15 protein-coding genes, 1 riboswitch and 2 other annotated features are annotated in these 21480 nt (G+C 49.2%); of the genes, 9 read left to right on the top strand and 6 right to left on the bottom strand.

Annotation, left to right across the window (positions count from 1 at the left end):
* The first annotated feature begins 35 nt into the window (after positions 1-35).
* Positions 36-282 (top strand) — a binding site (T-box leader).
* 54 nt (positions 283-336) lie between these two features.
* Genes KGF65_RS05905 through KGF65_RS05895 form a run of 3 tightly spaced genes read left to right on the top strand, consistent with a single transcriptional unit; the run spans position 337 to position 3211 of the window.
* Positions 337-1389, top strand: coding sequence for an ABC transporter substrate-binding protein (locus KGF65_RS05905; RefSeq protein ID WP_216748135.1), 1053 nt, complete (start codon positions 337-339; stop codon positions 1387-1389).
* A gap of 20 nt (positions 1390-1409) precedes the next feature.
* Entirely contained in the window at positions 1410-2423 is a 1014-nt protein-coding gene (locus tag KGF65_RS05900; protein WP_105923814.1) for an ABC transporter permease, read from the top strand.
* Between the two features lie 17 nt (positions 2424-2440).
* Complete coding sequence (locus tag KGF65_RS05895; protein ID WP_216748134.1) at positions 2441-3211, top strand: ABC transporter ATP-binding protein; 771 nt, start codon at positions 2441-2443, stop codon at positions 3209-3211.
* Positions 3212-4267: 1056 nt separating this feature from the next.
* Here KGF65_RS05895 and carB read toward each other — a convergent pair.
* Positions 4268-7330, bottom strand: a complete 3063-nt coding sequence (carB, locus tag KGF65_RS05890; RefSeq protein ID WP_216748133.1) for a carbamoyl-phosphate synthase large subunit — start codon at positions 7328-7330, stop codon at positions 4268-4270.
* Positions 7323-8393 carry a carbamoyl phosphate synthase small subunit gene (locus KGF65_RS05885; RefSeq protein ID WP_105919896.1) on the bottom strand — a complete coding sequence of 357 codons (1071 nt, stop codon included), beginning with the start codon at positions 8391-8393 and terminating at the stop codon, positions 7323-7325. The genes carB and KGF65_RS05885 overlap by 8 nt, the downstream gene beginning before the upstream one ends.
* A 268-nt stretch (positions 8394-8661) precedes the next feature.
* Between KGF65_RS05885 and argC the strand changes: the two genes are divergently transcribed.
* The 6 genes from argC (at position 8662) to KGF65_RS05855 (ending at position 14579) form a co-directional block, all read left to right on the top strand.
* Positions 8662-9687 carry an N-acetyl-gamma-glutamyl-phosphate reductase gene (argC, locus tag KGF65_RS05880; protein ID WP_101874069.1) on the top strand — a complete coding sequence of 342 codons (1026 nt, stop codon included), beginning with the start codon at positions 8662-8664 and terminating at the stop codon, positions 9685-9687.
* Between the two features lie 121 nt (positions 9688-9808).
* The gene (gene argJ, locus KGF65_RS05875; protein WP_105923817.1) at positions 9809-11017 is read left to right on the top strand and encodes a bifunctional glutamate N-acetyltransferase/amino-acid acetyltransferase ArgJ; all 1209 of its coding nucleotides are present in this window, start codon (positions 9809-9811) and stop codon (positions 11015-11017) included.
* Positions 11018-11035: 18 nt separating this feature from the next.
* Complete coding sequence (gene argB, locus KGF65_RS05870) at positions 11036-11782, top strand: acetylglutamate kinase (RefSeq protein WP_101874331.1); 747 nt, start codon at positions 11036-11038, stop codon at positions 11780-11782.
* A complete protein-coding gene (locus KGF65_RS05865; protein WP_216748132.1) occupies positions 11779-12936 on the top strand; it encodes an acetylornithine transaminase in 1158 nt (385 codons plus the stop codon). The genes argB and KGF65_RS05865 overlap by 4 nt, the downstream gene beginning before the upstream one ends.
* Before the next feature lie 4 nt (positions 12937-12940).
* Positions 12941-13963 (top strand): ornithine carbamoyltransferase, encoded by a 1023-nt coding sequence (argF, locus tag KGF65_RS05860; RefSeq protein WP_101874066.1) that lies wholly within the window; start codon positions 12941-12943, stop codon positions 13961-13963.
* A 56-nt stretch (positions 13964-14019) separates the two neighbouring features.
* A riboswitch (PreQ1 riboswitch) is annotated at positions 14020-14064 on the top strand.
* An 8-nt stretch (positions 14065-14072) separates the two neighbouring features.
* On the top strand, positions 14073-14579 hold the full coding sequence (locus KGF65_RS05855; RefSeq protein ID WP_003637700.1) for a QueT transporter family protein: 507 nt from the start codon (positions 14073-14075) through the stop codon (positions 14577-14579).
* Positions 14580-15622: 1043 nt separating this feature from the next.
* On the opposite strand, the gene KGF65_RS05850 is transcribed toward KGF65_RS05855, so the two are convergent.
* From KGF65_RS05850 to KGF65_RS05835, 4 genes are all read right to left on the bottom strand, one after another.
* Complete coding sequence (locus KGF65_RS05850; RefSeq protein WP_050337704.1) at positions 15623-17245, bottom strand: peptide ABC transporter substrate-binding protein; 1623 nt, start codon at positions 17243-17245, stop codon at positions 15623-15625.
* A gap of 15 nt (positions 17246-17260) precedes the next feature.
* Positions 17261-18166: a proline iminopeptidase-family hydrolase gene (locus KGF65_RS05845; RefSeq protein ID WP_050337703.1), complete on the bottom strand. Its 906-nt coding sequence runs from the start codon at positions 18164-18166 to the stop codon at positions 17261-17263.
* 61 nt (positions 18167-18227) lie between these two features.
* Positions 18228-18469 (bottom strand) — a binding site (T-box leader).
* A gap of 342 nt (positions 18470-18811) precedes the next feature.
* Positions 18812-19450, bottom strand: a complete 639-nt coding sequence (gene cbpA / locus KGF65_RS05840) for a cyclic di-AMP binding protein CbpA (protein WP_003637701.1) — start codon at positions 19448-19450, stop codon at positions 18812-18814.
* 154 nt (positions 19451-19604) lie between these two features.
* The gene (locus KGF65_RS05835) at positions 19605-20999 is read right to left on the bottom strand and encodes a L,D-transpeptidase/peptidoglycan binding protein (protein WP_216748131.1); all 1395 of its coding nucleotides are present in this window, start codon (positions 20997-20999) and stop codon (positions 19605-19607) included.
* Positions 21000-21480: the final 481 nt, after the last annotated feature.

The raw sequence follows: 21480 nt of genomic DNA, 5'->3' as shown, positions 1-21480 counted from the left end.
AACTTAAGACTATAATCTAATTATATTCTAATGATTCACATGCGGTGATGGGATAAGTAAGCTAGTTGGACGCAGCACAGAGAGCCGGGACAGGTGCAAGCCGGTATGCGGACACAGTTGAAAATGGTCTTGGAGCATTCAGTGCCGAATGATTAAGTACTGACGGTGGTCCCCGATAGCGGACAAGGGTATCTCAATTCAGTGAGATTGACGTACCTGATGAGGACTATTTTGTGAGAAATAGTCGAATTAAAGGTGGTAACGCGAGTAATCGTCCTTCTGTCATAACGGCAGTGGGGCGATTTTTTTATTTTATTTATTTGGGAGGTTTCGCATATGCGGAAAAAGGGAATTATTTTCGGGTTGTTGAGTTTTATTGCACTAGGAACGGTGTTAGCGGGTTGTGGGAGTAGCAGTGCCAGTACCAAGGGTGCTTCCAAGACTTATAAGTATGGGGAGATTACGATTCCTGCGAAGGATGGGTCGATTTGTAACGCGCCTAACTATATCGCCTATGAGAAGGGGTTCTTCAAGAAGAATGGTCTCAAGTCCAAGTTAGTCGCCAATCCGCGGGACATTAGTGATTTGGAAGCCGGCTTTGCGAGTGGTAAATATGATGCACAAAATGGTGATTTTCAGTACTTACCAGCGATTCAAAATGGCGCACAAATCAAAGCAGTCGGGGGGATTCACCAAGGCTGTATCAAATTATTAGTTCCGAAAAATTCCAAAATCAATAGTGTCAAGGACTTGAAAGGCAAGACGATTGGGATTCCGGCGCAGGGGTCCACACCACAGTACGTGACGTCAATTGCCTTACAACACGCGGGCATCGACCCGAAGACGGGCGTGACGTGGAAGGTTTACAGTACTGATTTGCTCGCAAAGGCCGCTGAAAAGGGGCAGGTCGATGCGATTGGGACGGTCGATCCATATGCTTATCAAGCGCAACGGCAAGATGGCTTCAAGACGATCATCGACAATAACAACAATAGTGGCAATGCCAAGATGGCGGCCATGGGCATGAAATCAAAGGGTTCTTGCTGCTACCTCTACCTCTCAAGCAAGTTGATCAAGGAAAATCCAGCCAAGGCGAAAGCTATCGTTCGGTCGTACAAACAAGCGGCTGCCTGGATCAACAAGCATCCAGAAGAAACGGCCAAGATTGAGTTGAACAAGGGTTACGTTTCAAAGACCAAGTTTATCAACGTCAAGAACGTCACTCAGATTTTGAAGGATGAACATTTTGAATTGAACTTGAAGACCGGTAAGGAAGACTTGAGCTACTACATCAAGCAATTGAAGCAAGCCGGTTACTTGAAGAAGAACACGAACAACAAACAGTTACTGAAACAAGCTTACTGGTACCCAGACTTGTCGAAGGATTAAGTTGAAGGAGGTTGAATCACATGCAAATCACAGCAGTCCAATTGAGTCGTAAAAAGGCTGCGCAGGCCACCAAGACGACCGGGCGTTACTGGAAGCCGTGGCACCTGACCTGGAATATTATCAGCTTAATTGTTGTTGCCCTCGCGTATTTTGAAAATCAATGGGTGACGGCACAAGAATATGTTAATAATCAGACTTATCATTGGTTCTTAGGCCTGTACTTCGCCTACTTATTGCTGGTGACAATCATCGGGACGGTGACCCATGGCCGCATTCGTCGGTACAACGGCCATTTCGCTCAATTAAACGTCTCGTTAGGCGGTTTATTGATCGTTCAAGATTTATTGACACAGAAATTTGCGGTCTTGGAACAACCATTTTTCGTTAGTTTTGCCCAGATTTTAGACCAGATGCGTGAAAACGCAGCCTTGTTGTGGGCGTCGACACTCTCATCGCTGGGCTTATGGTTAATCAGTTTTGTGATTGGGACGTTGCTGGGCATCTTGCTTGGTCTGGGGATGGGCCGTTATCGGCAGTTTAACTACTGGGCCTTTCCGTACCTAAAAGTCATCGGGATCATTCCGGCGGCAGCTTGGATGCCACTGACGATGGTGATTTTCCCGACCAGCTACATGGCAGAAGTCTTCTTGATTGCCTTTTCCGTCTGGTTCCCGGTAGCGTTTATGACGATTGGTGGGGTCCAAGGTATCAGTAAAGAATACTTTGAATCGGCCCGGACCTTGGGCTTTAGCGAGTGGCAAATCATCCGCAAAATCGTGTTACCAGGTGCCTTACCGAGTATTTTTACCGGCGTTTATACGGCGATGGGCCTATCCTTCACCATGCTAGTGATTTCTGAAATGATTGGCGCCAAAGTCGGGCTGGGTTGGTTTATCAACTGGGCCAAGGGTACCGGTAACTATACCCAGGTCTACGCGGCCATCGTGATTATGGCGATTCTATTTTCAGTGCTATTTGCGGTGTTCACGAAAGTCCAAGATTACTGCTTGCGTTGGCGCGACAGTAGTCACTAGAAAGGAGCTTGGCAATTATGGGATTACTGACAGTACAACATGTCAATCAACGATTAGCGGACAACACTGGTCGTTCAATTGACGTGTTAGACGATATTGATTTTACGGTCGACCCGGGTGAATTTATCGCCATCATCGGGCCTTCAGGTTGTGGCAAGACCACGCTGTTGCGGCTCATTTCAGGGTTGGACCAGTCTGCTAGTGGCCAGTTGAAGATCGACGACCAATTGATTACGCGCCCGGATTATTCGCGGGGCTACGTCTTCCAGCACGGCAGCCTCTTTCCGTGGGCGACCATCAAAGAGAACATTAGCGTTGGCTTGAAAGTGACGCGCGGCCGGCACTTCGACCACCAGTTAGTGACACATTATATTGACTTGATGGGACTGACGGGCTTTGAAAACGCATATCCGCACCAAGTCTCAGGTGGGATGGCGCAACGAGCGGCGTTGGCCCGGTCGATTATCATGAATCCGGAATTATTATTACTGGACGAACCGATGGGCGCACTAGATGCCTTCACCCGCGCGGATATTCAAAATGTTATCGAACGTGTCTGGCAACAGACCAAGACGACGATGATTTTAGTGACACATGACATCGATGAAGCCGTTTATTTGAGTGACCGCATCATTGTCATGACACCGCGCCCCGGCCGCATCAAGGAAATCGTGACCAATCCGCTGCCGCATCCGCGCTCCCGCGTCAGTGCCGATTTTGCGGCTTTCCGTCATCAAATTCAAGATAAACTAAACTTCGGTGCCCGTGACGAACAAGCGGCCCGCTAATTAAAAATACTGCTCAAGCGACTTAGCTAATGGCTAAGCACTTGAGCAGCATTTTTTTTACTTTGTGGAATCAATTCGCAATGAATCATGGTTATAAAAGAGTTGGATTACTGTTCTTCAGCCGGTGATCGTGCTATTCCGACTTCCAGGGCCGGCTGACAATTGCTGGAACGTAAGCCGACATCGATTTGAACTCACGCAGCAACCCACTGCGCAATTTCAAATACGAGTCTTATTCTAAGCCGGAAGCACCCCACTTCCAGCTAAGAATAATTTGGCTACTGAGCATTGTCAGCCGGCCCTTACAGTCTGGAAGCCGCTCGAATGGCGGATGAACGACCACCTATCTTGGTGCAATTGGCCACTGAATATTAAGTGGCTAGTCCTTCAGGCAAACTTTGAGTCAGTATCGAAAATGAGTTGTCGCATTCGAAGACTCAGGTGCTTGATTGAGTATTATTCGTTCATTTCCAGTCGTTGCGCATTCGGGACTTTTTTCATCTCGGGCGACTAGAGACGATGTGCCACATGTTCTGTAATGTTACTGGCTCCTGAAAGCCAAACATGAGTATGCTGATTCAGCAATTATCAGAAACAAGTCTTACAGTTAATTATCAAAATAACTGGTTTCTGAGTATCAGCGACCAGTCCATCAAAAGTTGGGTACGCAAATGTCTGCCTTTCGAATACCATCCCCGGCTGGAAGGCGTTTCTGACAATGCTCAGCGGTTTTCAGAGTGTGAGGTTCAGACGGGTTGGGACTGAGGATTAGCCTAGCTAGAGCGTTAAGCGGCGCATTTCCGCTTGGCGTTCTGGCATAGCTAACCGGAAGTCCCAGTCTGACCCGAACACGTTTCATCCATATTGCATGGAACGTGGAAGACCAGTATTTAAGACGTGGTTTGTCGGCTTAAATCTGCGTCCATCGCGTTCCAGCGTTGTCAGAAATGCCTGTAAGCCGGCGTAGGATGCAGCTATCAAATCAAGTTTACGCAAACTTGCCCTGTTTCCAGCGGCCCCCAGCTGGCGGTTTTTGAACTTAAGAGCTCGTAAGAACTAAGCCCGCACCGGCGCAGGGACGACGGTTAGGAGTGTCGCTAAAGTGTCGATGGCTGTGATGAGCGGTTGACCGTGGTTGAGCGCGGCTGTTGCCACGGGGTTATGTGGATGGTCGTCAAGCGTGAAGCCGATTGCAGTAGTGGTTGCATCCCAATCGCTAGCGTCGTGGATGGTCGTGACTGGTACGTCGTGAGTTTTCAACAAAGCTTGAACACCAGCATGCGTTAAGGTCGCATTGTCGGTGATAATGCCAGCGGATGGTTGCCAGTCATTGACTTGGTAACTATCGGCCATTGCTGCGTGCCAAGCGGCGGCAAAAGTTGGACCAACGCCCAGCGTTTCGCCCGTCGATTTCATTTCTGGACTCAGGACGACCGGTGTCTGTGGCAGCTTGTTGAACGAAAAGACGGGGGCTTTGATGGCGACTTGATTGGGCTGTGGCGTCAGTAATCCTGGCTGCAGTCCGAGGTCGGCGAACGTTTGACCCAGGATCAGTTGCGTCGCAAGTTGGGCAAGCGGCAAGTGCGTCACTTTACTCATATATGGTACCGTCCGGCTGGCCCGTGGGTTGACGTCAATGACGTAGACCTTGTCGGTGACAACAAATTGGATATTCATCATGCCGATACAGTGTAGGTGCTGGGCGAGTTTGGTGGCAATGGTAACAATTTGGTCTTGGACCGTGGCCGACAAATGTTGGGGTGGATAGACCGTGATTGAATCACCAGAGTGCACACCAGCGCCCTCGATATGTTCCATGATCCCGGGAATGAAGCAGTGCGTGCCGTCAGAAAGCACGTCGACCTCACATTCGGTCCCGGCTAAGTACTGGTCCATCAAAATAGGGGCGCCATGACCCGCTGCGACTGCGGATTTAATGACCGGCGTGAGTTCCTGAGCATCATGCACGATGGCCATTGCCCGGCCGCCCAGCACGAAACTCGGACGTACGAGCAGTGGATAGCCGATGGTTTCGGCGGCTTTGAGTGCACCGTCAAAATCAGTGACGGTGGTGTCGGCAGCTTGAGCAATGTCTAATTGTTGCAAACAGGCCGCAAAGTCTTGCCGATTTTCGGTCAGGTCCGTCGCAGCAACACTCGTCCCGAGAACGTTAACGCCGCATTCCGTTAACTGTTGGGCGAGGTTGATGGCCGTTTGACCACCAAATTGAACGATGACACCAACTGGCTGTTCAAGTTCGATAATCGGCATTAACCGTTCGATGGTCAGCGGTTCGAAGTAGAGCTTATCCGAAGTCGAGAAGTCGGTCGAAACGGTCTCGGGATTGTTATTGACCACGATTGCGTGGTAACCCGCTTGCTGAATCGCCTTGATACAGTGGACGGTCGTATAGTCGAATTCGATACCTTGCCCGATTCGAATCGGACCTGAGCCAAGTACGAGAATACTGTGACCGAGTGCTTGACTCTCGTTGGCTTGACCAAAGGCGGTGCTGTAAAAATACGGCGTGACGCTCGCAAATTCGCCGGCACAAGTATCGACCATTTTGTAAACGAATGGTAAATCAGCGGTCAATTGTGCAACGGTGGCGAGCGGTAGGTGCGTGTAATGTGCAATGGTAGCCAAGCTCAAGCCATATTTTTTAGCGGCTAATAGATGACTGGCTGTCGCACTGTGGGTTAAATCCTGGATAAGTGTCGTAATGTGTTGCAATTTGCTCAGGAAAAACGGGGTGATGCCGGTCAATTCGGCCAGTTTGGCGAGTGGCCAGCCCGCCTGGAGCGCACCAAGTAGGTAAAAGAGCCGTTGGTCAGTCGGATGCGTCAGCTGATCGATGTATTCAGCGGTGGTGACGAGATGATTCGGCTTTAAGGTCGTCTGAACAGTCGGGGCGGTTTCCAATGAGGCAATTGCTTTCAAGGTCGCTTCCTCAAGCGTCGACCCGATAGCCATCACTTCGCCGGTCGCTTTCATCTGGGTACCTAAATGGGCGTCGGCCGTCGGAAATTTATCGAAAGCAAAGCGGGGAATCTTGGCGACGACGTAATCGAGCGCCGGTTCGAAGGCAGCGTAGGTCGTTTGAGTGACTGGATTTTTGATTTCAGATAAATTCAGTCCGACCGCAATTTCCGCAGCGATTTTGGCGATTGGATAGCCGGTCGCCTTGGAAGCCAAAGCAGAAGAACGGCTGACCCGTGGATTGACTTCGATGACGTAGTACTGCTGACTGGCCGGATCTTGGGCTAATTGGACGTTGCAGCCGCCCTTGATATCTAGGGCTTCGACAATCGTTAAAGCTGCGGTCCGCAATCGCTGATATTCAGTATCCGTCAACGTTTGAACGGGAGCGTAGACGATAGAATCGCCCGTGTGAATGCCGACAGGGTCGAAGTTTTCCATTGAGCAGACGATGATTTTGTCACCCTGATTATCACGCATCACTTCGAATTCGATTTCTTTATAACCCGCAATACTCTGTTCAATCAGACATTCGTTGACCGGCGACATGGTGAGTCCCCGTTGTAACGTTTGTGTTAATTCGGTGGCGTTATTGGCGATCCCGCCACCAGAACCACCGAGCGTGAAGGCTGGCCGCACGATGACTGGATAGCCGATTTTTTCAGCAAACTTCAGCGCACTAGCCACGTGGTGAACCGTCGTACTAGCGGGAATCGGTTGCTGGAGTTGATTCATCAGCGCTTTGAAGGCGGCCCGGTCTTCAGCTTGATTGATGGTGGCCAGCGAAGTGCCTAAGAGTTGAATGTGTAACTCCGTCAGAACACCCGCCTGGTCGAGTGCCATCGCCAAGTTTAAGCCGGTTTGCCCGCCAAGTGTGGGAAGTAAGGCGTCGGGACGGGTTGCTTGTAAGATTTTGGTGACACTACTGAGTGTTAGTGGTTGTAAATAGACTTCATCGGCCGTCGTTGTGTCGGTCATGATGGTGGCCGGGTTCGAGTTGATGAGGATCACGTGGTAGCCAGCCGCTTTGAGACTGAGACAAGCCTGAGTGCCAGCGTAGTCAAATTCGGCCGCTTGACCGATCTTGATTTGACCGGACCCGATGACGGCGATGGAATGGATTTTAGTATTTTTAGGCATTAACGACGGCCTCCTTTTGAATCGTTAGTAAGAAATTATCGAAGAATTGACCCGCTTCCTTGGGACCAGGGTGCGCTTCAGGGTGAAACTGAACGGACATGACGGCTTGATGTGGCAACCGTAGCCCCTCAATACTGCCGTCGTTCAGTTCGGTATGGGTGACCATCAGCGGGGTGGCTTTGATAGAAGCCGGGTCGACAGCGTAATCGTGATTTTGCGACGTCATCATGACGCTGCCATCAACGCAGGCTTGCACCGGATGATTCATCCCGTGGTGCCCAAATGGTAATTGGTAAGTCTGAGCGCCGTATGCGAGGGCAATCAATTGATGTCCCAGGCAAATGCCAGCGAGCGGATATTGGTGCGCTAACTGGCGAATCGTTGGTAGGCAAGCTGCGTAGTCAGTTGGGTCGCCGGGGCCGTTGGAGAGTAAGATACCGTCTGGATGATAGGCGGCAATTGCCTTAAGACTAGTCATGGCGGGGAGTACAACGACGTCACAGCCCCGTTCCTGAAGCTCAGCCGTAATTGCGGCTTTCTCACCAAAATTGAGGATTGCGATTCGCGGCTTAGTGTTTGATGCTGGTACGGCTGGTAGTGGCGCGGCGTTAAGATGATGAGCCGGTAGTGTGGCGAGTTTGGCATTAAAGTCGCTCACGGGTTGGTTACTTAAAATTGCCATCTGCGTGCCTGTCTGCCGAATATGAATCGTCAAATCGCGGGTGTCGATGCCTTCAATGCCCGCAACATGGTGGGTCGTTAAGAAGTTGGCCAGTGATTGACGGCTCGTATAATGATCCTCAAAAGTCGCAAGTTCATGAACGATAATCGCCTGTGCGCCCACGGTCGGTGCCTGGGCAACGGTCGGGTCGATGCCATAGTTACCAATTAAGGGGTAAGTAAAAGCAATCATTTGATTTAAGTAGGACGGATCAGTCAGCGTTTCTTGATAACCGGTCATCCCCGTATTGAAGACGACTTGTCCGGACGTCTCTAATTGGCAATCCCCAATCGCCGTTCCAATCCACTGTGTGCCATCCGCTAAAGTTAAGTATTTGTTCATCCCAATCGCACCCTTTCTGATGATTTGGTTAAAATTTTATTTTAGTTAATGGGATAAGTAAACAGCATTTTAAAACGAATGTCAATTAAAAATACAAAATAACTGTATAAACGGCTGAATAAAGTCAATTTTATGCATTATAATGAATTAATTTGAATATTTTTTCAAAAAAGCTTGCGTTTTAAAAATAATGAGAATATAGTGTGAAGCATACTCGTTGCATGAATATGCGATTTGAAAACTATTTTTGAATATTTGAGGTGATTATATGCAAGTCGCGCTAGTTGGCGTTACGGGATACAGTGGCATGGTGTTGTACCGACTCTTGAAGCAACACCCGCAAGTTGATGAGATCCACTTATACGGGCATGCGGATGCGGCGACCGTTCCATTAAAGACGGTTGCCACGATGTACCAGGAAGAAACGGCTGAGATTCGACCATTCGATGCAGCTACAATTATGCGCGACGATGCGGTCGTCTTCTTCGCCACTTCGGCGGGAATCACCCGGCAGCTCGCCTTACCATTAATTGAAGCACATTTTCCAGTCATCGATTTGTCTGGTGATTTTCGACTACATGACCCACAACAGTATCAACATTGGTATCATCGTGAGCCCGCTCCGGCCGCAGCGTTGGCGCAGGCGAGTTACGGTTTAGCAGATATACCGGCCACCCTGACGACCTACATTGCTAATCCGGGGTGTTACGCAACGGCGACGCTATTAGGATTAGCACCGCTCGTCCAGCATCAGTTGATTGACCCGACCTCGATCGTCGTCGATGCCAAGTCGGGGTTATCGGGGGCGGGCAAACGTGCGACGGATAGTAGTCACTACGTTGCCGTGAATGATAATTTGAGTTTATACAAATTAAACCAGCATCAGCACATTCCAGAGATCATGCAGCAATTGCAGCAATGGTGGTCAGCGGTTCCGGCCATCGAATTTACAACGACGCTGATTCCCGTGACCCGCGGCATTATGGCCACAATTTACGCCAAGGCCCAACAACCACTGACGACGGCGCAACTTCAGGCCACGTTTAATGACAGCTATCAAGCGCAACCGTTCGTGCAAGTTTTACCAACGGGCATGCCGACCTTAAAAGACGTCGTTGGGTCGAACAACTGCGCGTTAGGGGTCGATTATAATCCGGTCACGAATACGATCGTGGTCGTCAGCGTCATCGACAATTTAATGAAGGGGGCGGCGGGCCAGGCCATTCAAAACTTCAATCGTTACTTTGAGTTACCCGTGACGGCAGGGCTACCGACATTACCCGTATTCCCTTAATTCGTCGTTTTAGGACGCTAGTTTTATGACCCTAGTTTTATGACTCTTGGATGCATGACTCGTCGTTCTATGACCCGTAGTTTCCATGTCCGGTAGTTCCATAAGAGAGGAAGTTATTCAGATGCAAGTTTTAACGAATACGAAATTTGAAACGGTCGCTTTTCAGTGGCCGAATGGGTTTTACAGTGATGGCATTCATATTGGGCTACGTCGGCATAAGAAAGATTTCGGCTGGTTGTTTTCAAAAGTGCCTGCCAGTGCGGCTGGAACGTATACCACGAACCAGTTTCAGGCGGCACCTACTAAGCTGACCAAGCAGATGATCGACCACAATCATCAGTTACAGGGCTTATTGTTGAACAGCGCCATCGCCAATTCCTGTACCGGTGCGCAGGGCTGGCAAAATGCCTTGCAAGAACAAACTTGGCTAGCCAATAAACTAGCCGTTGCCCCTGACTTGATTGGCGTGGCTTCGACCGGATTGATTGGGGCTCAGCTACCGATGGATAAAATTCAAAATGGCTTACCACAGTTGACACCGACTAAGAGCGATGCCGTGACCTACGCCGTTTTGACGACCGACAAACATCCGAAAACCGTCTGTGTGCAGTGTGAATTGAGTGGCCATTTAGTGACGCTGACCGGATTTGCCAAGGGGTCCGGGATGATTCATCCGAAGATGGCCACGATGCTCGGCTTTGTCACGACTGATGCCCAGGTAGATGGCGACGTGCTCCAAAGCATGTTAAGTACCAACGTGGATTCGACCTTTAACCAAATCACGGTCGATGGCGATACCTCTACCAATGACATGGTCGTAACGATGGCCAACGGGTTAGCCGACAATCCTAGCTTAGAACCCGGGACCACCGACTATGACATTTTTAATCAAGCCTTGCATTATGTCTTGGGGCAACTCGCCAAACAAATTGCGGCGGACGGTGAAGGGGCGACCAAGTTAGTCGAATGTAACGTGACCCACGCGGCCTCGGATGAAGATGGTCAAAAGATTGCCAAGGCCATCGTGGGTTCCAACCTCGTGAAGGCCGCCATCTTTGGCGAAGACCCGAACTGGGGCCGGATCATCAGTACGATTGGCGCGACCGATGCAGACATTGACATCGACACGGTCGATATTGAAATGAATGGGATTCCACTAGTTCAGGACAGTTTAGCGGTTGACTTTGACCTAGCCGCCGTTCAAGGGACCTTGCATGACAGTCAAATCATGATTGACGTCGATTTGCACCATGGCACGGCCAGTGGACAGGCGTGGGGCTGTGACCTGACTTACAACTATGTCAAAATCAACGCCAGCTACCATACTTAAACGGAGGTCTGTCACATGATGCAAAAGTTAATCGTAATTAAAATTGGCGGGCAGGCGATCCACCAACTACAACCAACGTTTTTTACCCAGTTACAGCACTGGCGCGACCAAGATTATCAACTACTGATCGTACATGGCGGCGGCCCAATGATTACGCAGCTGACGGATGAATTGGCCCTGCCAGTCAAAAAAGTCAACGGCTTACGCGTCACGGATGCCGCTACCCTTAATTTGACCAAACTAGCGCTGTTAGGGGATGCGCAACCCGCATTGCTGAGCCAACTCAGTCAACATGGACTACCAGTACTTGGACTGAATGCTGCCGACAATCAATTGTTGACGGGGGAACTCGTCGATTACCAACAGTTGGGCTATGTTGGCCGCATCACGGCAGTCGACGACAACCAGCTCAGTCATCTGTTGGCTCACCACATTGGCGTTTTGGCACCTCTGGCCCTTACAGAAAATGGGCAATGGTTGAATGTTAATGCCGATATGGCGGCGACGGTTCTAGCACAACAGTTACACGCAGAAAAATTAGTCTTGTTGACGGATGTTCCCGGCATCATGCACCATGGCAATTTGATGACGTCACTTTCGCCTCATCAGGCCCAGCGATTGATTCAAACGGCCGTTATCACGGCGGGCATGCAACCCAAAGTACGGGCGGCAATCGCCGCAATTCAGACCGGTGTCAAGCAGGCAGTCATTACGAATGCCATTGATCGTCCCGGTACAGCAATTATTCAGGAGGTGGCCGTATGACCATGCAACACGTTTTTCCAACTTACCAACGGTTCCCATTTGTGATTGAAGACGGTCAAGGCGTTCACTTGACGGACAATCACGGCAACACATACTTAGATTTCACGGCCGGTATCGGGGTCTGTAACTTTGGCTACCATCAACCCCAGATTCAACAAGCGGTCGCTGAGCAATTGACGCATATCTGGCATACGCCAAATCTCTATGAAAATGACTTGCAGGACCAAGTCGCCGGCTTATTGACCCACGGTGAAGACCGGTTGGTGTATTTTGCCAATTCCGGGACCGAGGCCAACGAAGCGGCGCTCAAACTCGCCCGCAAATATACGGGTAAGACTAATATCTTAGCCTTCCAACATTCCTTTCACGGCCGGACTTATGGTGCGATGTCGATGACGGGCAATCCCCACATTCAAGCCGGTTACGCGCCATTGGTCCCAGGAATTAGTTTTGCCCCTTACAACGATGAGGCGGCACTAGCACAAATCACTCCGGACTTAGCAGCGGTCATTCTAGAAGTCGTCCAAGGTGAGGGTGGCGTCTACACGGGTGAACAAGCCTGGTTACAACACGTTAATGCGAAATGTCAGGCAACCGGCGTCTTACTGATTATTGATGAAGTTCAGACGGGCATCGGCCGGACCGGTTACCGGATGGCGTATGAAGGCTACGGCCTGGACCCCGACATTTATACGGTTGCGAAGGGGTTAGCAAACGGGATTCCGGTTGGCGCAATGGTTGGCCGCAAGCAATTCGCGAGCGCGTTTGGTCCGGGTAGCCATGGCTCGACTTTTGCGGGCAACGCCCTCGCAATGGCGGCCGCAAACAGTGTTTTGACGCAATTGACCCCCGAGTTGTTAGCGGAAGTTCGTGACCACGCCGCAACCTTGTGGCACGCGCTTGAGACTCAGGTGGCCCCATTACCAGCCGTCAAACAATTGACGGGTAAAGGTTTGATGGTCGGGATTCATTTGGACGAGCAGCTGCCCGTCAGCCAGGTCATCACCCAATTACAAGCAGCCGGGTTATTGACACTATCGGCTGGGGATAATACGTTACGCCTATTGCCACCGATCGTGATGCAACCCGACGACTTATTAGCCGGAGTTGCCACGATTACGCAAGTCTTATCAGCTTTAACGACGGAGGTTTAAACCCATGAATAATCATTTTCAAGGTCAGTCATTTTTAAAAGAAATCGACTTTACACCCGCAGAATTGACCTATCTGATCGATTTTGCGAGCCATTTAAAAGCGCTCAAAGCCCAACATATTCCGCATCCTTATTTACAAGGTAAGAATATCGCGTTGCTCTTTGAGAAGACTTCGACACGGACGCGCTCGGCTTTTACGGTCGCAGCTAATGACCTGGGCGCGCATCCTGAATTTCTCGGTAAAAACGATATTCAGTTTGGCACTAAGGAATCGGTCGTTGATACGGCCAAAGTGCTCGGCTCAATGTATGACGGCATCGAGTTTCGGGGCTTCAAACAGGCTACTGTCGAGGACTTAGCGCAATATAGCGGCGTACCGGTATGGAACGGTCTAACGGATGACTGGCATCCGACCCAGATTTTAGCCGACTTTTTAACGCTCAAAGAACACTTCGGACATTTAAAAGGACTGACACTAGCGTACGTTGGTGACGGCCGCAATAATATGGCCAACAGTTTGTTAGTCGCTGGTGCCATGCTCGGTATCAATATGGCAATCGGCGCACCCGCAGCACTCCAGCCGGATGCCCACGTGACCGCGTTAGCACAACAGTATGCGCAAGCCGCCGGAAGCACCGTCGTGATCACGGCCGACCCGCAGCAGGCCGTGGCCCAAGCAGATGCCTTGTATACGGATGTCTGGGTCTCCATGGGTGAACAGGTCGATTATGGCGCACGAATCAAACAACTCTTGCCATTTCAAATTAACGCCGACCTGCTAGCGGCAACTGGCAAGGACACGACCATCGTCATGCACTGTTTACCAGCACTCCATGACCATCAGACTGATCTCGGTGCCAAACTCGGTGAACAATACCAGCTTGCGGCGTTTGAAATCACCGACGACGTCTTCCAAAGCAAGCAATCGGTCGTCTTCGAGGAGGCCGCCAACCGAATGCCCGCAATCAAGGCAGTCATGGCCGCAACTTTGGGCGATCTATTTATTCCCGACAGCATTTTTGCCTAGCTGGCTTGCGGGAAAGCTGAGGGCGTGCTACGATAATATTCGCTTTGTTTCATAATTAATACGTGGTTCGTAACCATCCCACGTTAAAAAACTAGGAGGAATCAAGCGGATGACGCAATCCAAAATTCGACCATGGATCATTAATGCCCTGGTCGCTGCAATGTATGTCGTACTATGTCTCGGTCCCGCAGCCTTCAGTCTGGCCTCGGGTGCCATCCAATTTCGGGTCTCAGAAGGCCTGAATCATTTGGCAGTCTTCAATCGCAAGTATATTTGGGGCATCGTTGCCGGGGTGATTTTATTCGACGCCTTTGGCCCAGGTGCCAGCCTACTTAACGTCTTATTCGGTGGCGGCCAATCCTTACTGGCCTTACTGATTTTGACTTGGCTCGCGCCTAAGTTGAAGACGGTGTGGCAGCGGATGTTACTGAACATCTTCCTCTTCACCGTCTCGATGTTCATGATTGCCATCATGATCACCATGATGAGCAGCGGCGTCGCATTCTGGCCAACGTACCTTACGACCGCATTATCCGAATTAATTATCATGAGTATTACCGCACCAATTATGTATAGCTTAGATCGCATCTTACACTTTAGTGACCGGATCCAATAGGTTAACTCGTGTCTAGATGACCTAAAAGACCGTTACAATACCGATTCATGTCGGTGATTGTAACGGTCTTTTTGAGTTGGATTGAGGATTGGAGCAAGGGCAACGTCGAAATCAAAGTCAAAATCAAAGTCAAAAGCGGCCAGCTGTGACCCGCTGGAAACGAGGCGAGTTAGCGTAAACCTGATTTGATAGTCGCGTCCTACACCGGCCTCCAGGAATTTCTGACAATGCTGGAACGCGATGGACACAGATTTAAGCCGACAAGCCCACGTCTTAAATACTGGTCTTCCACTAACCAAGCACAAAACGCTTGCTAAGTGGAATTTTATCGCTGAGCATTGTCAGAAACACCTTCCGGCCGGGGATCCTATTCGAAAGGCTGACGTGTGCGGACCTAACTTTTGATGAACTAGTCGTTGATTCTTAGTAACGAGTCATTTAGCATCAAACTCTAAGGTTAGTCTGAAGCGATCCCTAAGCTGTCATACGCTTCTTTCGATTTGATCAACCGTCAATATTACTGAACATTGTTGGTATTTTCCTTTTCGACTGAGATGGCCAAGTCCGAGATTTTACATGATTGGCGATGCTATCAGCTAGCCTCAAGACTGATTTTTTGTTGGGACTAGTTGATAATATTCATCCATTTTCTCAGTATTTAACTGTCATAATCATTAGCGATGCTGATTTAAAGTCTGTTTGAAGGAACAGTCTCCCAATATTCAGTGGACAATTGTGCTAAATTAAGTGGTTGCTCATCCGCCATTCGAGCGGGTTCCCGACTGGAGGGGCTGGCGGACAATGCTCAAGGGCGAAATTCTTCTTGTCCGGGTGGTCTTCCCGGGCTAGAAGAAGACTCGTATTTGAAATTGCGCAGTGGTCTTCTGCGTGAGTTCAAATCGATGTCCGCCCTGTTCCAGCGTTGTCAGCCGGCCCCGGAAGTCGGAATAAGGCGCGCATCGGCTGACGAACAGGACGCCAACTTGTCATGATTTAACCATGAATCATGACAAGTTAACTAGCACAATGCGTTACTTAAACAATTATTTGAAATACGCCCGAGTATAGTCGTTCTCGCCAACGGAATGGTAGCTTACGCCTTTCAAATTGGAATTAACGAGATGACTTTCCGTCATGTTATACAGTGGCACCACCGCAGCGGTTTGGTTCAGCCGATTAGCAGCCGTTCGCATGTTTTTCCAGTAAGCAGTTGTGTTCGTTGCATTTTGATTGTGCGCGGCACTAATTTGTTGGTTGAAGACGGTATCGTCATAGTGACCGTAGTTTTGCGGGTTGTTCTTAGTTAGGATGTCGAAGAACGAGACTGGGTCCGCGTAGTCCGCTAGCCACAGCGTATAAGTCATATCATAATTGCCAGAGGTGACGGCATCTCCGGATGACTTGGACGGCACCGCTGAAACGGTAACTTTGGCATTGTTTAAATGCTGCTTGACCGCTGCCTGAACGAATTGGTCAATGTTTTTGGCAACCGTCGTGTCATCGCTGACCAACTTCAAGGTGACTGAAGACCGGCCGAGTTGCTTCAATCCTTTGTTCCATAGGGCTTGGGCCTTCTTAACGTTATAGCGATAGCTACTCTGCGTTTCTGTACCAAAATCCTTGTTCGTGGTTGGGTCAGTCGTGAGACCAGGTGTCACGTAATTATAAGCAGGCGTCGAACCATCACTGAGCACGTTTTTCGTCAGCGTCTTCTTATTGAGTACGAGATTCAAGGCCTGCCGCAAGTACTTGTTATTGAGGGCCCGATTCTTCTGCATGTTCAAGCGTAAGTAATAAGTGCCGGCTTTGCTGACATGTTTGAGGTGACTATCATTTTGGACGCCTTGAGCCGTGACGCCGGTAACAGTCGCATCGTCTAGTTTACCTTGTGAAAATAGGTTGTGGGCAGTCGTTGAATCCTTGACGACCTGCATCGTCATCTTGTTGAGTTTGATTGATTGTTTGTCATAATAATATGTATTTTTTAGCAAATTCCAGGAATCGTTGGTGCCGTTCCAACCGCTAACTGTAAACGGACCATTATAAGCCATTTTAGCGCTGCTAGTGCCGTAATCCTTGCCATACTTGGAGACGACTTGATGGTCTTGCGGGAAGAACGCCGGCATCGTCAGCATTTTGCTAAGATAAGGCATCGCATGACTGAGTGTTACGCGTAAGGTGTGTTTGTTAACTGCGGTGACACCGAGCGTTTTGGTTGATTTGTGACCCGCTGAAATCTGGGCAGCATTCTTGATCCCTTCATAAATGTAACTATAGCCAGAAGTGGAAGTTGAACTGACCGACCGACGCCAAGCGGTGACGAAATCTGCAGCGGTAACGGGGTGACCGTTACTCCATTTAGCTGATTTCCTTAAATGGAACGTGTAGGTTTTACCGTGATTGGTAGGCTTAACGACTTTAGTTGCCATCGCACCTACGACTTGATTATGGGCATTCATCCGGTAGAGGCCTTCCATGGATTGTTGCAGCACGTTCCATTGGGTCAGCGTCGCGGTATTAGATGTGTCCAAGGAAGTCAGCTCCGTATCTTGCATTAAGTGTAACGTTTTTTGCGTGGTTGTCGTATTCGCATGGGCACGTCCGCAGGCGGCTAAGGGGGCGACTAATAACAAGCAACTCGCAATGACCATTGTCTTCATTTTCATATGCACACCTCCAAATTAATATGCCGTGAATTGGTCAGCTTCAACATCATGCAAATATTGATGCAAGTTGTGGAAGAACGCTGCCGGGTTATCGACGCTGTGACAATGACCGCCATCCGGTGTGAGTGTCAGCCGAGCGTGTGGAAGTGTTTGCTGCATGCGCCGGGCGACATTTAGCGGCATCGTGTCGTATTCGCCAAAGGTCAACAAAGTTGGGACGGTGATTTGATGGAGATTTTTCCGTTGGTCCCAACCATTTAGTGCACCGACCATCACGAATTCATTATTACCTTGAAAGTAATTGTAAACGGGCGTTGCAAGTGTCGATACGAGCTGTCGTGGCCCATTTTCTGGGTGTCGACAAACAAAGTGTGCATTGAGGACGTCAACGAGATGTTGATATTCAGGATCATCGAACGCTTCTGCTTTTTCGATGCCTTTCATGTAATCGACTTGGCTGGTGGAGAGCGTTTGTTGACGCAACGCATTAACGTGGGGCGCGTATTCCGCAATGTTATCAATCATACTCATGATAATGAGTCCCTTAAGATGTTGCCCATATTTTAGGGCGTATTCTTGCGCCAATAAGCCGCCCCAGGAATGACCGAGCAAATAAAAATCTTCCAATCCGAGTTGTTGGCGGACTTCCTCTAATTCGGATAGGTAGTAGTCCAGGGAGAGGTACTGCCGATTCTCGGGTTGCGTATAGTCAGGTTGATCTGAGTAAAAGGACCCTAATTGGTCATACATACTAACTTGAACCTGATCTTCACCAAGTTCAGCAGCGAAGTTTTCGAATTCGGTGTGGTTGCTGCCTGGGCCACCGTGAACACACAGTAGTTTGACTGGCCCATGACCGACTGTGCGTGTGAATAAATGAAACCCGTTGTGAAGCTGTAATAAATGTGTGCCTGTTAACATAAAATGACCTCCAAATAATTGGAAAACAAAAAACGCCCTATATCAATCGAATACTGGATTGATATAGGGCGTCGCCGCGGTACCACCTATGCTTTGTCAAAAAAACTGACCTTAATTCACGCACGGTAAACTCAGTTACGATGCGCTAGCAGGATAATGGATGCCGCCATTGAGTACTCACAAAAATTGATTGCACTCACCGTGATTAGGGGATTTTCGCGTGCTAATAACATGAGTTCCTTGCACCAACCGGAACTTCTCTGAACAGTCATTAAGGGCTACTTTCCTAATCGTGACGTTTAATTATTTTCTAATCTTTATTTAATGTTGATTACTTTATCATTGGATTTCGCGCTTGTCAAATGTATTCTTGAAAAAATACAGGTAGGTGTTGTGCGAGTTAAGGTGTTGTGAATCTTGATTAAAACGTGCAATTCTTAAGCTCAAAAGCGACCAGCTGTGGCCCACTGGAAACATGGCGAGTTCGCGTAAATTTGCAGTGGCGGGTGGCGCCCTATGCCGGCTCCGGAAGTCGGACGAGGAAGATCACCGGCTGACGAACAGAGGACATCTGACCCAGCATTCCAGCACAAAAAAAGCCGCATCAAGGATTCAATTCTTAATGCGGCTGCCAAAGCATACTGACTATTCAGCTTGTAAGTCTTCAACTTCGATAACTTTGAATTGTTTGCGGTTCAAGTTATCGATGATGCGTTTGAGTTTTTCACTGTCGACGTTTTCTGGCAGGGTGAAGAGCGTCCGGTAGCCCAAGGTGCCATTTTGAACGTCCAAGGTCAAACAGCCGGCGATTGACGTATATTTGGTGATGATTTTGGCCATGGCGGCTAAGTCTCCACGTTCACCAACGGAGACAACGGTGAGGACGTAACTGCCAACGTTGACGTTCCAAGATTGTGACAGCATATCCAGCAGGCGTGTATGCGTCAAGATGCCATAAAAGTAGCCGTGTTCATCGAGGACGGCGATGTATGGCAAATCTTTGATGGAGAAGAAGATGTTGTAAAACGCTGAATCGACTTGAATCGTCTTAGTCGCGTTTTTCAGTAAGGTCGTGACGGGAAGTGACATGTCGCCACCCCGAGACTTGTGGCGGTAGATATGCATTTTGTAAATGTTACCGCGGAAAATATGGCCGGTTTCGTCTAAGATTGGCACACAGCGGAAGCCGGAATCTTCCAAGACTTTTAAGGCGTCTTCTAAAGTTGCGTCAGCCGTGATCGTGACGAGGCGTTCTTTAGGCTTAACGAGTGTTTTTAATAGCATAGCAGTTGGTCCCCCAGATTTATTAGTTTGTTTTAATAAATAATACCATAAAACCGCCGCAAACTGGTATCATTCTGCAACCGCAAACCGTAATAATGGGCGTCAAAAGCCGGCCTGAACGTTGTCAGGCCGGCTTCTTTAAATTAAATTTAAATTAGAAAACAATCACAGGCGTACCTTCAGGAACAGCCGCGAAGACTTTCTTCATGACGGAAGGTGGGGTGTTCACACAACCGTGCGACCCGTGCTTCTTGTACCAAGTGCCACCGTAATGGGTTTGCCAGGATGAATCATGAATGCCTTCACCAGTGTCATCAAATGGCATCCAGTAGGAGACGGGCTGTGAATAGCTTGAGCCATCATCATTGTCACCCTTCAACGTCGCGTTCTTTTCCTTATTCCAGATATACCAGACACCAGTCGTTGTGGCGTGCTTGCCTGGTTTCCCAGTGACAACGTCGGTCGAAACTTTGAGCTTACCGTCAACGTAGACGTACATGTGCTGGTTGACTTTATCGACTTCGACGTACGTGTTCCCAATGTCGGTCCCATTGTTGTTATAGCCGGAACCGCTGGTGATTGGCGAGCGGGTGAAGTCTTTACCTTTTAGAATCTCAGCCGCTAATGCCTTGGCTTCGGACTCAGTTTTGATCGTCCAACCGTAGAAACCACCGCTGACCGTGACCGTGCCACGGGCAGTACTCTTGAACTTCCGCGTGGTGTGATAGGTATGATACTTATCATTGAGCTTTTTGACGTAGGCTAAGACGGCGCTCTGGTCGAGGCTGACCTTGCCCTGTTTATCGACTTTGATCCAGCTAAGAATCAAGTCGTGCGGAATCGTGAACTTGTGACCGTTGATATTATAGGTCGCCGTTTCACTCGCGTATTTAGCCGATTTGGTCTTGGCGGTTTTCAAACTGGCACTTGTGCTAGTTACCGTTGGCGTGACGTAGGCCTTTTTCAGGGCAATTTGGGACTGCCCATTACTGATTGCCTTGGTCACAACGTCCTTCAGCTTGGTTTGGTCAAGCTCGGTCCCTTGCACTTCTTTTTGAATCACCACTTGGTTATTTTTATAAACTAACTTGGCGTTCTCAGTCTTGGTTCGTTTAGTTTGATTAGCAGTCGTCGTGATTTTTTGCAGGAGTGTGTTCAAATCACTGTGCTTGATCGTCAGTTGTCCGACCGCGGCTGAGTCAGCGGCTTGCGCTGATTGTAAGAGGGCGAGTGGCCAGCGCCAATAATTTTGCTTGGCAACCAGCTTGGTCAAATCTTTTTTGGTATTGATCGTGATGCCCGCAGACTTGCTTGTAAAGTGATATTGCGTTTTTCCATTTTCAATAATCCGATAGGTTCGGTGTTCTAAGGCCCGATTGACCTTGGGTGCGGCTTGCGCTGCGGTCTTACCGCTGACGTCGACGCCGGCTACCGAAGTATTCGTGAGGAACGTTTGTTGGTGTTGCCAGACCAGACTGGTGACAACGTACCCGATGACTAAAAGACCGAGGATGCTGTCCCCGACGATTAGCCCGCGTTTATGTTTCATAATTAAGTTGGTCCTCCATCTATTTGTAATAAACTCACCTTATAACAGAAGTGGCGCGAGTGCAAACGTCAAGGCCGGGAATCGTGATAAGAAATTGTTAAATCCGTGGTACGCGCGTTAATATTTGCCTATTTAACGATTAACGGTCAGTCACGCGTTGAGCTATTCTTTAACATTTAAGGATGATTAAATCGTGCCAATTGGTGGATTCCTGTTCGTCAGCCGATGTGCTTCCTAGTCTGACTTCCGGGGCCGGTTGACAACGCTGGAACAGGGCGGACATCGATTTGAACTCACGCAGAAACCCACTGCGCAATTTCAAATACGAGTCTTCTTCTAGCCCGGGAAGCCCACCCGGACAAGAAGAATTTCGCCCTTGAGCATTGTCCGGCAGTCCGGACAGTCGGGAAGCCACTCGAATGGCGGATGAACGACCACCTATCTGGGTACAATTGACCATTGAATGTTAAGCATCTAGTCC

The sequence above is a fragment of the Lactiplantibacillus sp. 30.2.29 genome (assembly GCF_018991255.1).
Lineage (GTDB): Bacteria > Bacillota > Bacilli > Lactobacillales > Lactobacillaceae > Lactiplantibacillus > Lactiplantibacillus pentosus.
This window is presented reverse-complemented; position numbering and strand designations above follow the sequence as displayed.

Bases quoted from the DNA above. Each gene is read 5' to 3' on its own strand.
- KGF65_RS05905 (WP_216748135.1), top strand. From the start codon at position 337: ATGCGGAAAAAGGGAATTATTTTCGGGTTGTTGAGTTTTATTGCACTA.
- KGF65_RS05900 (WP_105923814.1), top strand. From the start codon at position 1,410: ATGCAAATCACAGCAGTCCAATTGAGTCGTAAAAAGGCTGCGCAGGCC.
- KGF65_RS05895 (WP_216748134.1), top strand. From the start codon at position 2,441: ATGGGATTACTGACAGTACAACATGTCAATCAACGATTAGCGGACAAC.
- carB (WP_216748133.1), bottom strand. From the start codon at position 7,330: ATGCCTAAAAATACTAAAATCCATTCCATCGCCGTCATCGGGTCCGGT.
- KGF65_RS05885 (WP_105919896.1), bottom strand. From the start codon at position 8,393: ATGAACAAATACTTAACTTTAGCGGATGGCACACAGTGGATTGGAACG.
- argC (WP_101874069.1), top strand. From the start codon at position 8,662: ATGCAAGTCGCGCTAGTTGGCGTTACGGGATACAGTGGCATGGTGTTG.
- argJ (WP_105923817.1), top strand. From the start codon at position 9,809: ATGCAAGTTTTAACGAATACGAAATTTGAAACGGTCGCTTTTCAGTGG.
- argB (WP_101874331.1), top strand. From the start codon at position 11,036: ATGCAAAAGTTAATCGTAATTAAAATTGGCGGGCAGGCGATCCACCAA.
- KGF65_RS05865 (WP_216748132.1), top strand. From the start codon at position 11,779: ATGACCATGCAACACGTTTTTCCAACTTACCAACGGTTCCCATTTGTG.
- argF (WP_101874066.1), top strand. From the start codon at position 12,941: ATGAATAATCATTTTCAAGGTCAGTCATTTTTAAAAGAAATCGACTTT.
- KGF65_RS05855 (WP_003637700.1), top strand. From the start codon at position 14,073: ATGACGCAATCCAAAATTCGACCATGGATCATTAATGCCCTGGTCGCT.
- KGF65_RS05850 (WP_050337704.1), bottom strand. From the start codon at position 17,245: ATGAAAATGAAGACAATGGTCATTGCGAGTTGCTTGTTATTAGTCGCC.
- KGF65_RS05845 (WP_050337703.1), bottom strand. From the start codon at position 18,166: ATGTTAACAGGCACACATTTATTACAGCTTCACAACGGGTTTCATTTA.
- cbpA (WP_003637701.1), bottom strand. From the start codon at position 19,450: ATGCTATTAAAAACACTCGTTAAGCCTAAAGAACGCCTCGTCACGATC.
- KGF65_RS05835 (WP_216748131.1), bottom strand. From the start codon at position 20,999: ATGAAACATAAACGCGGGCTAATCGTCGGGGACAGCATCCTCGGTCTT.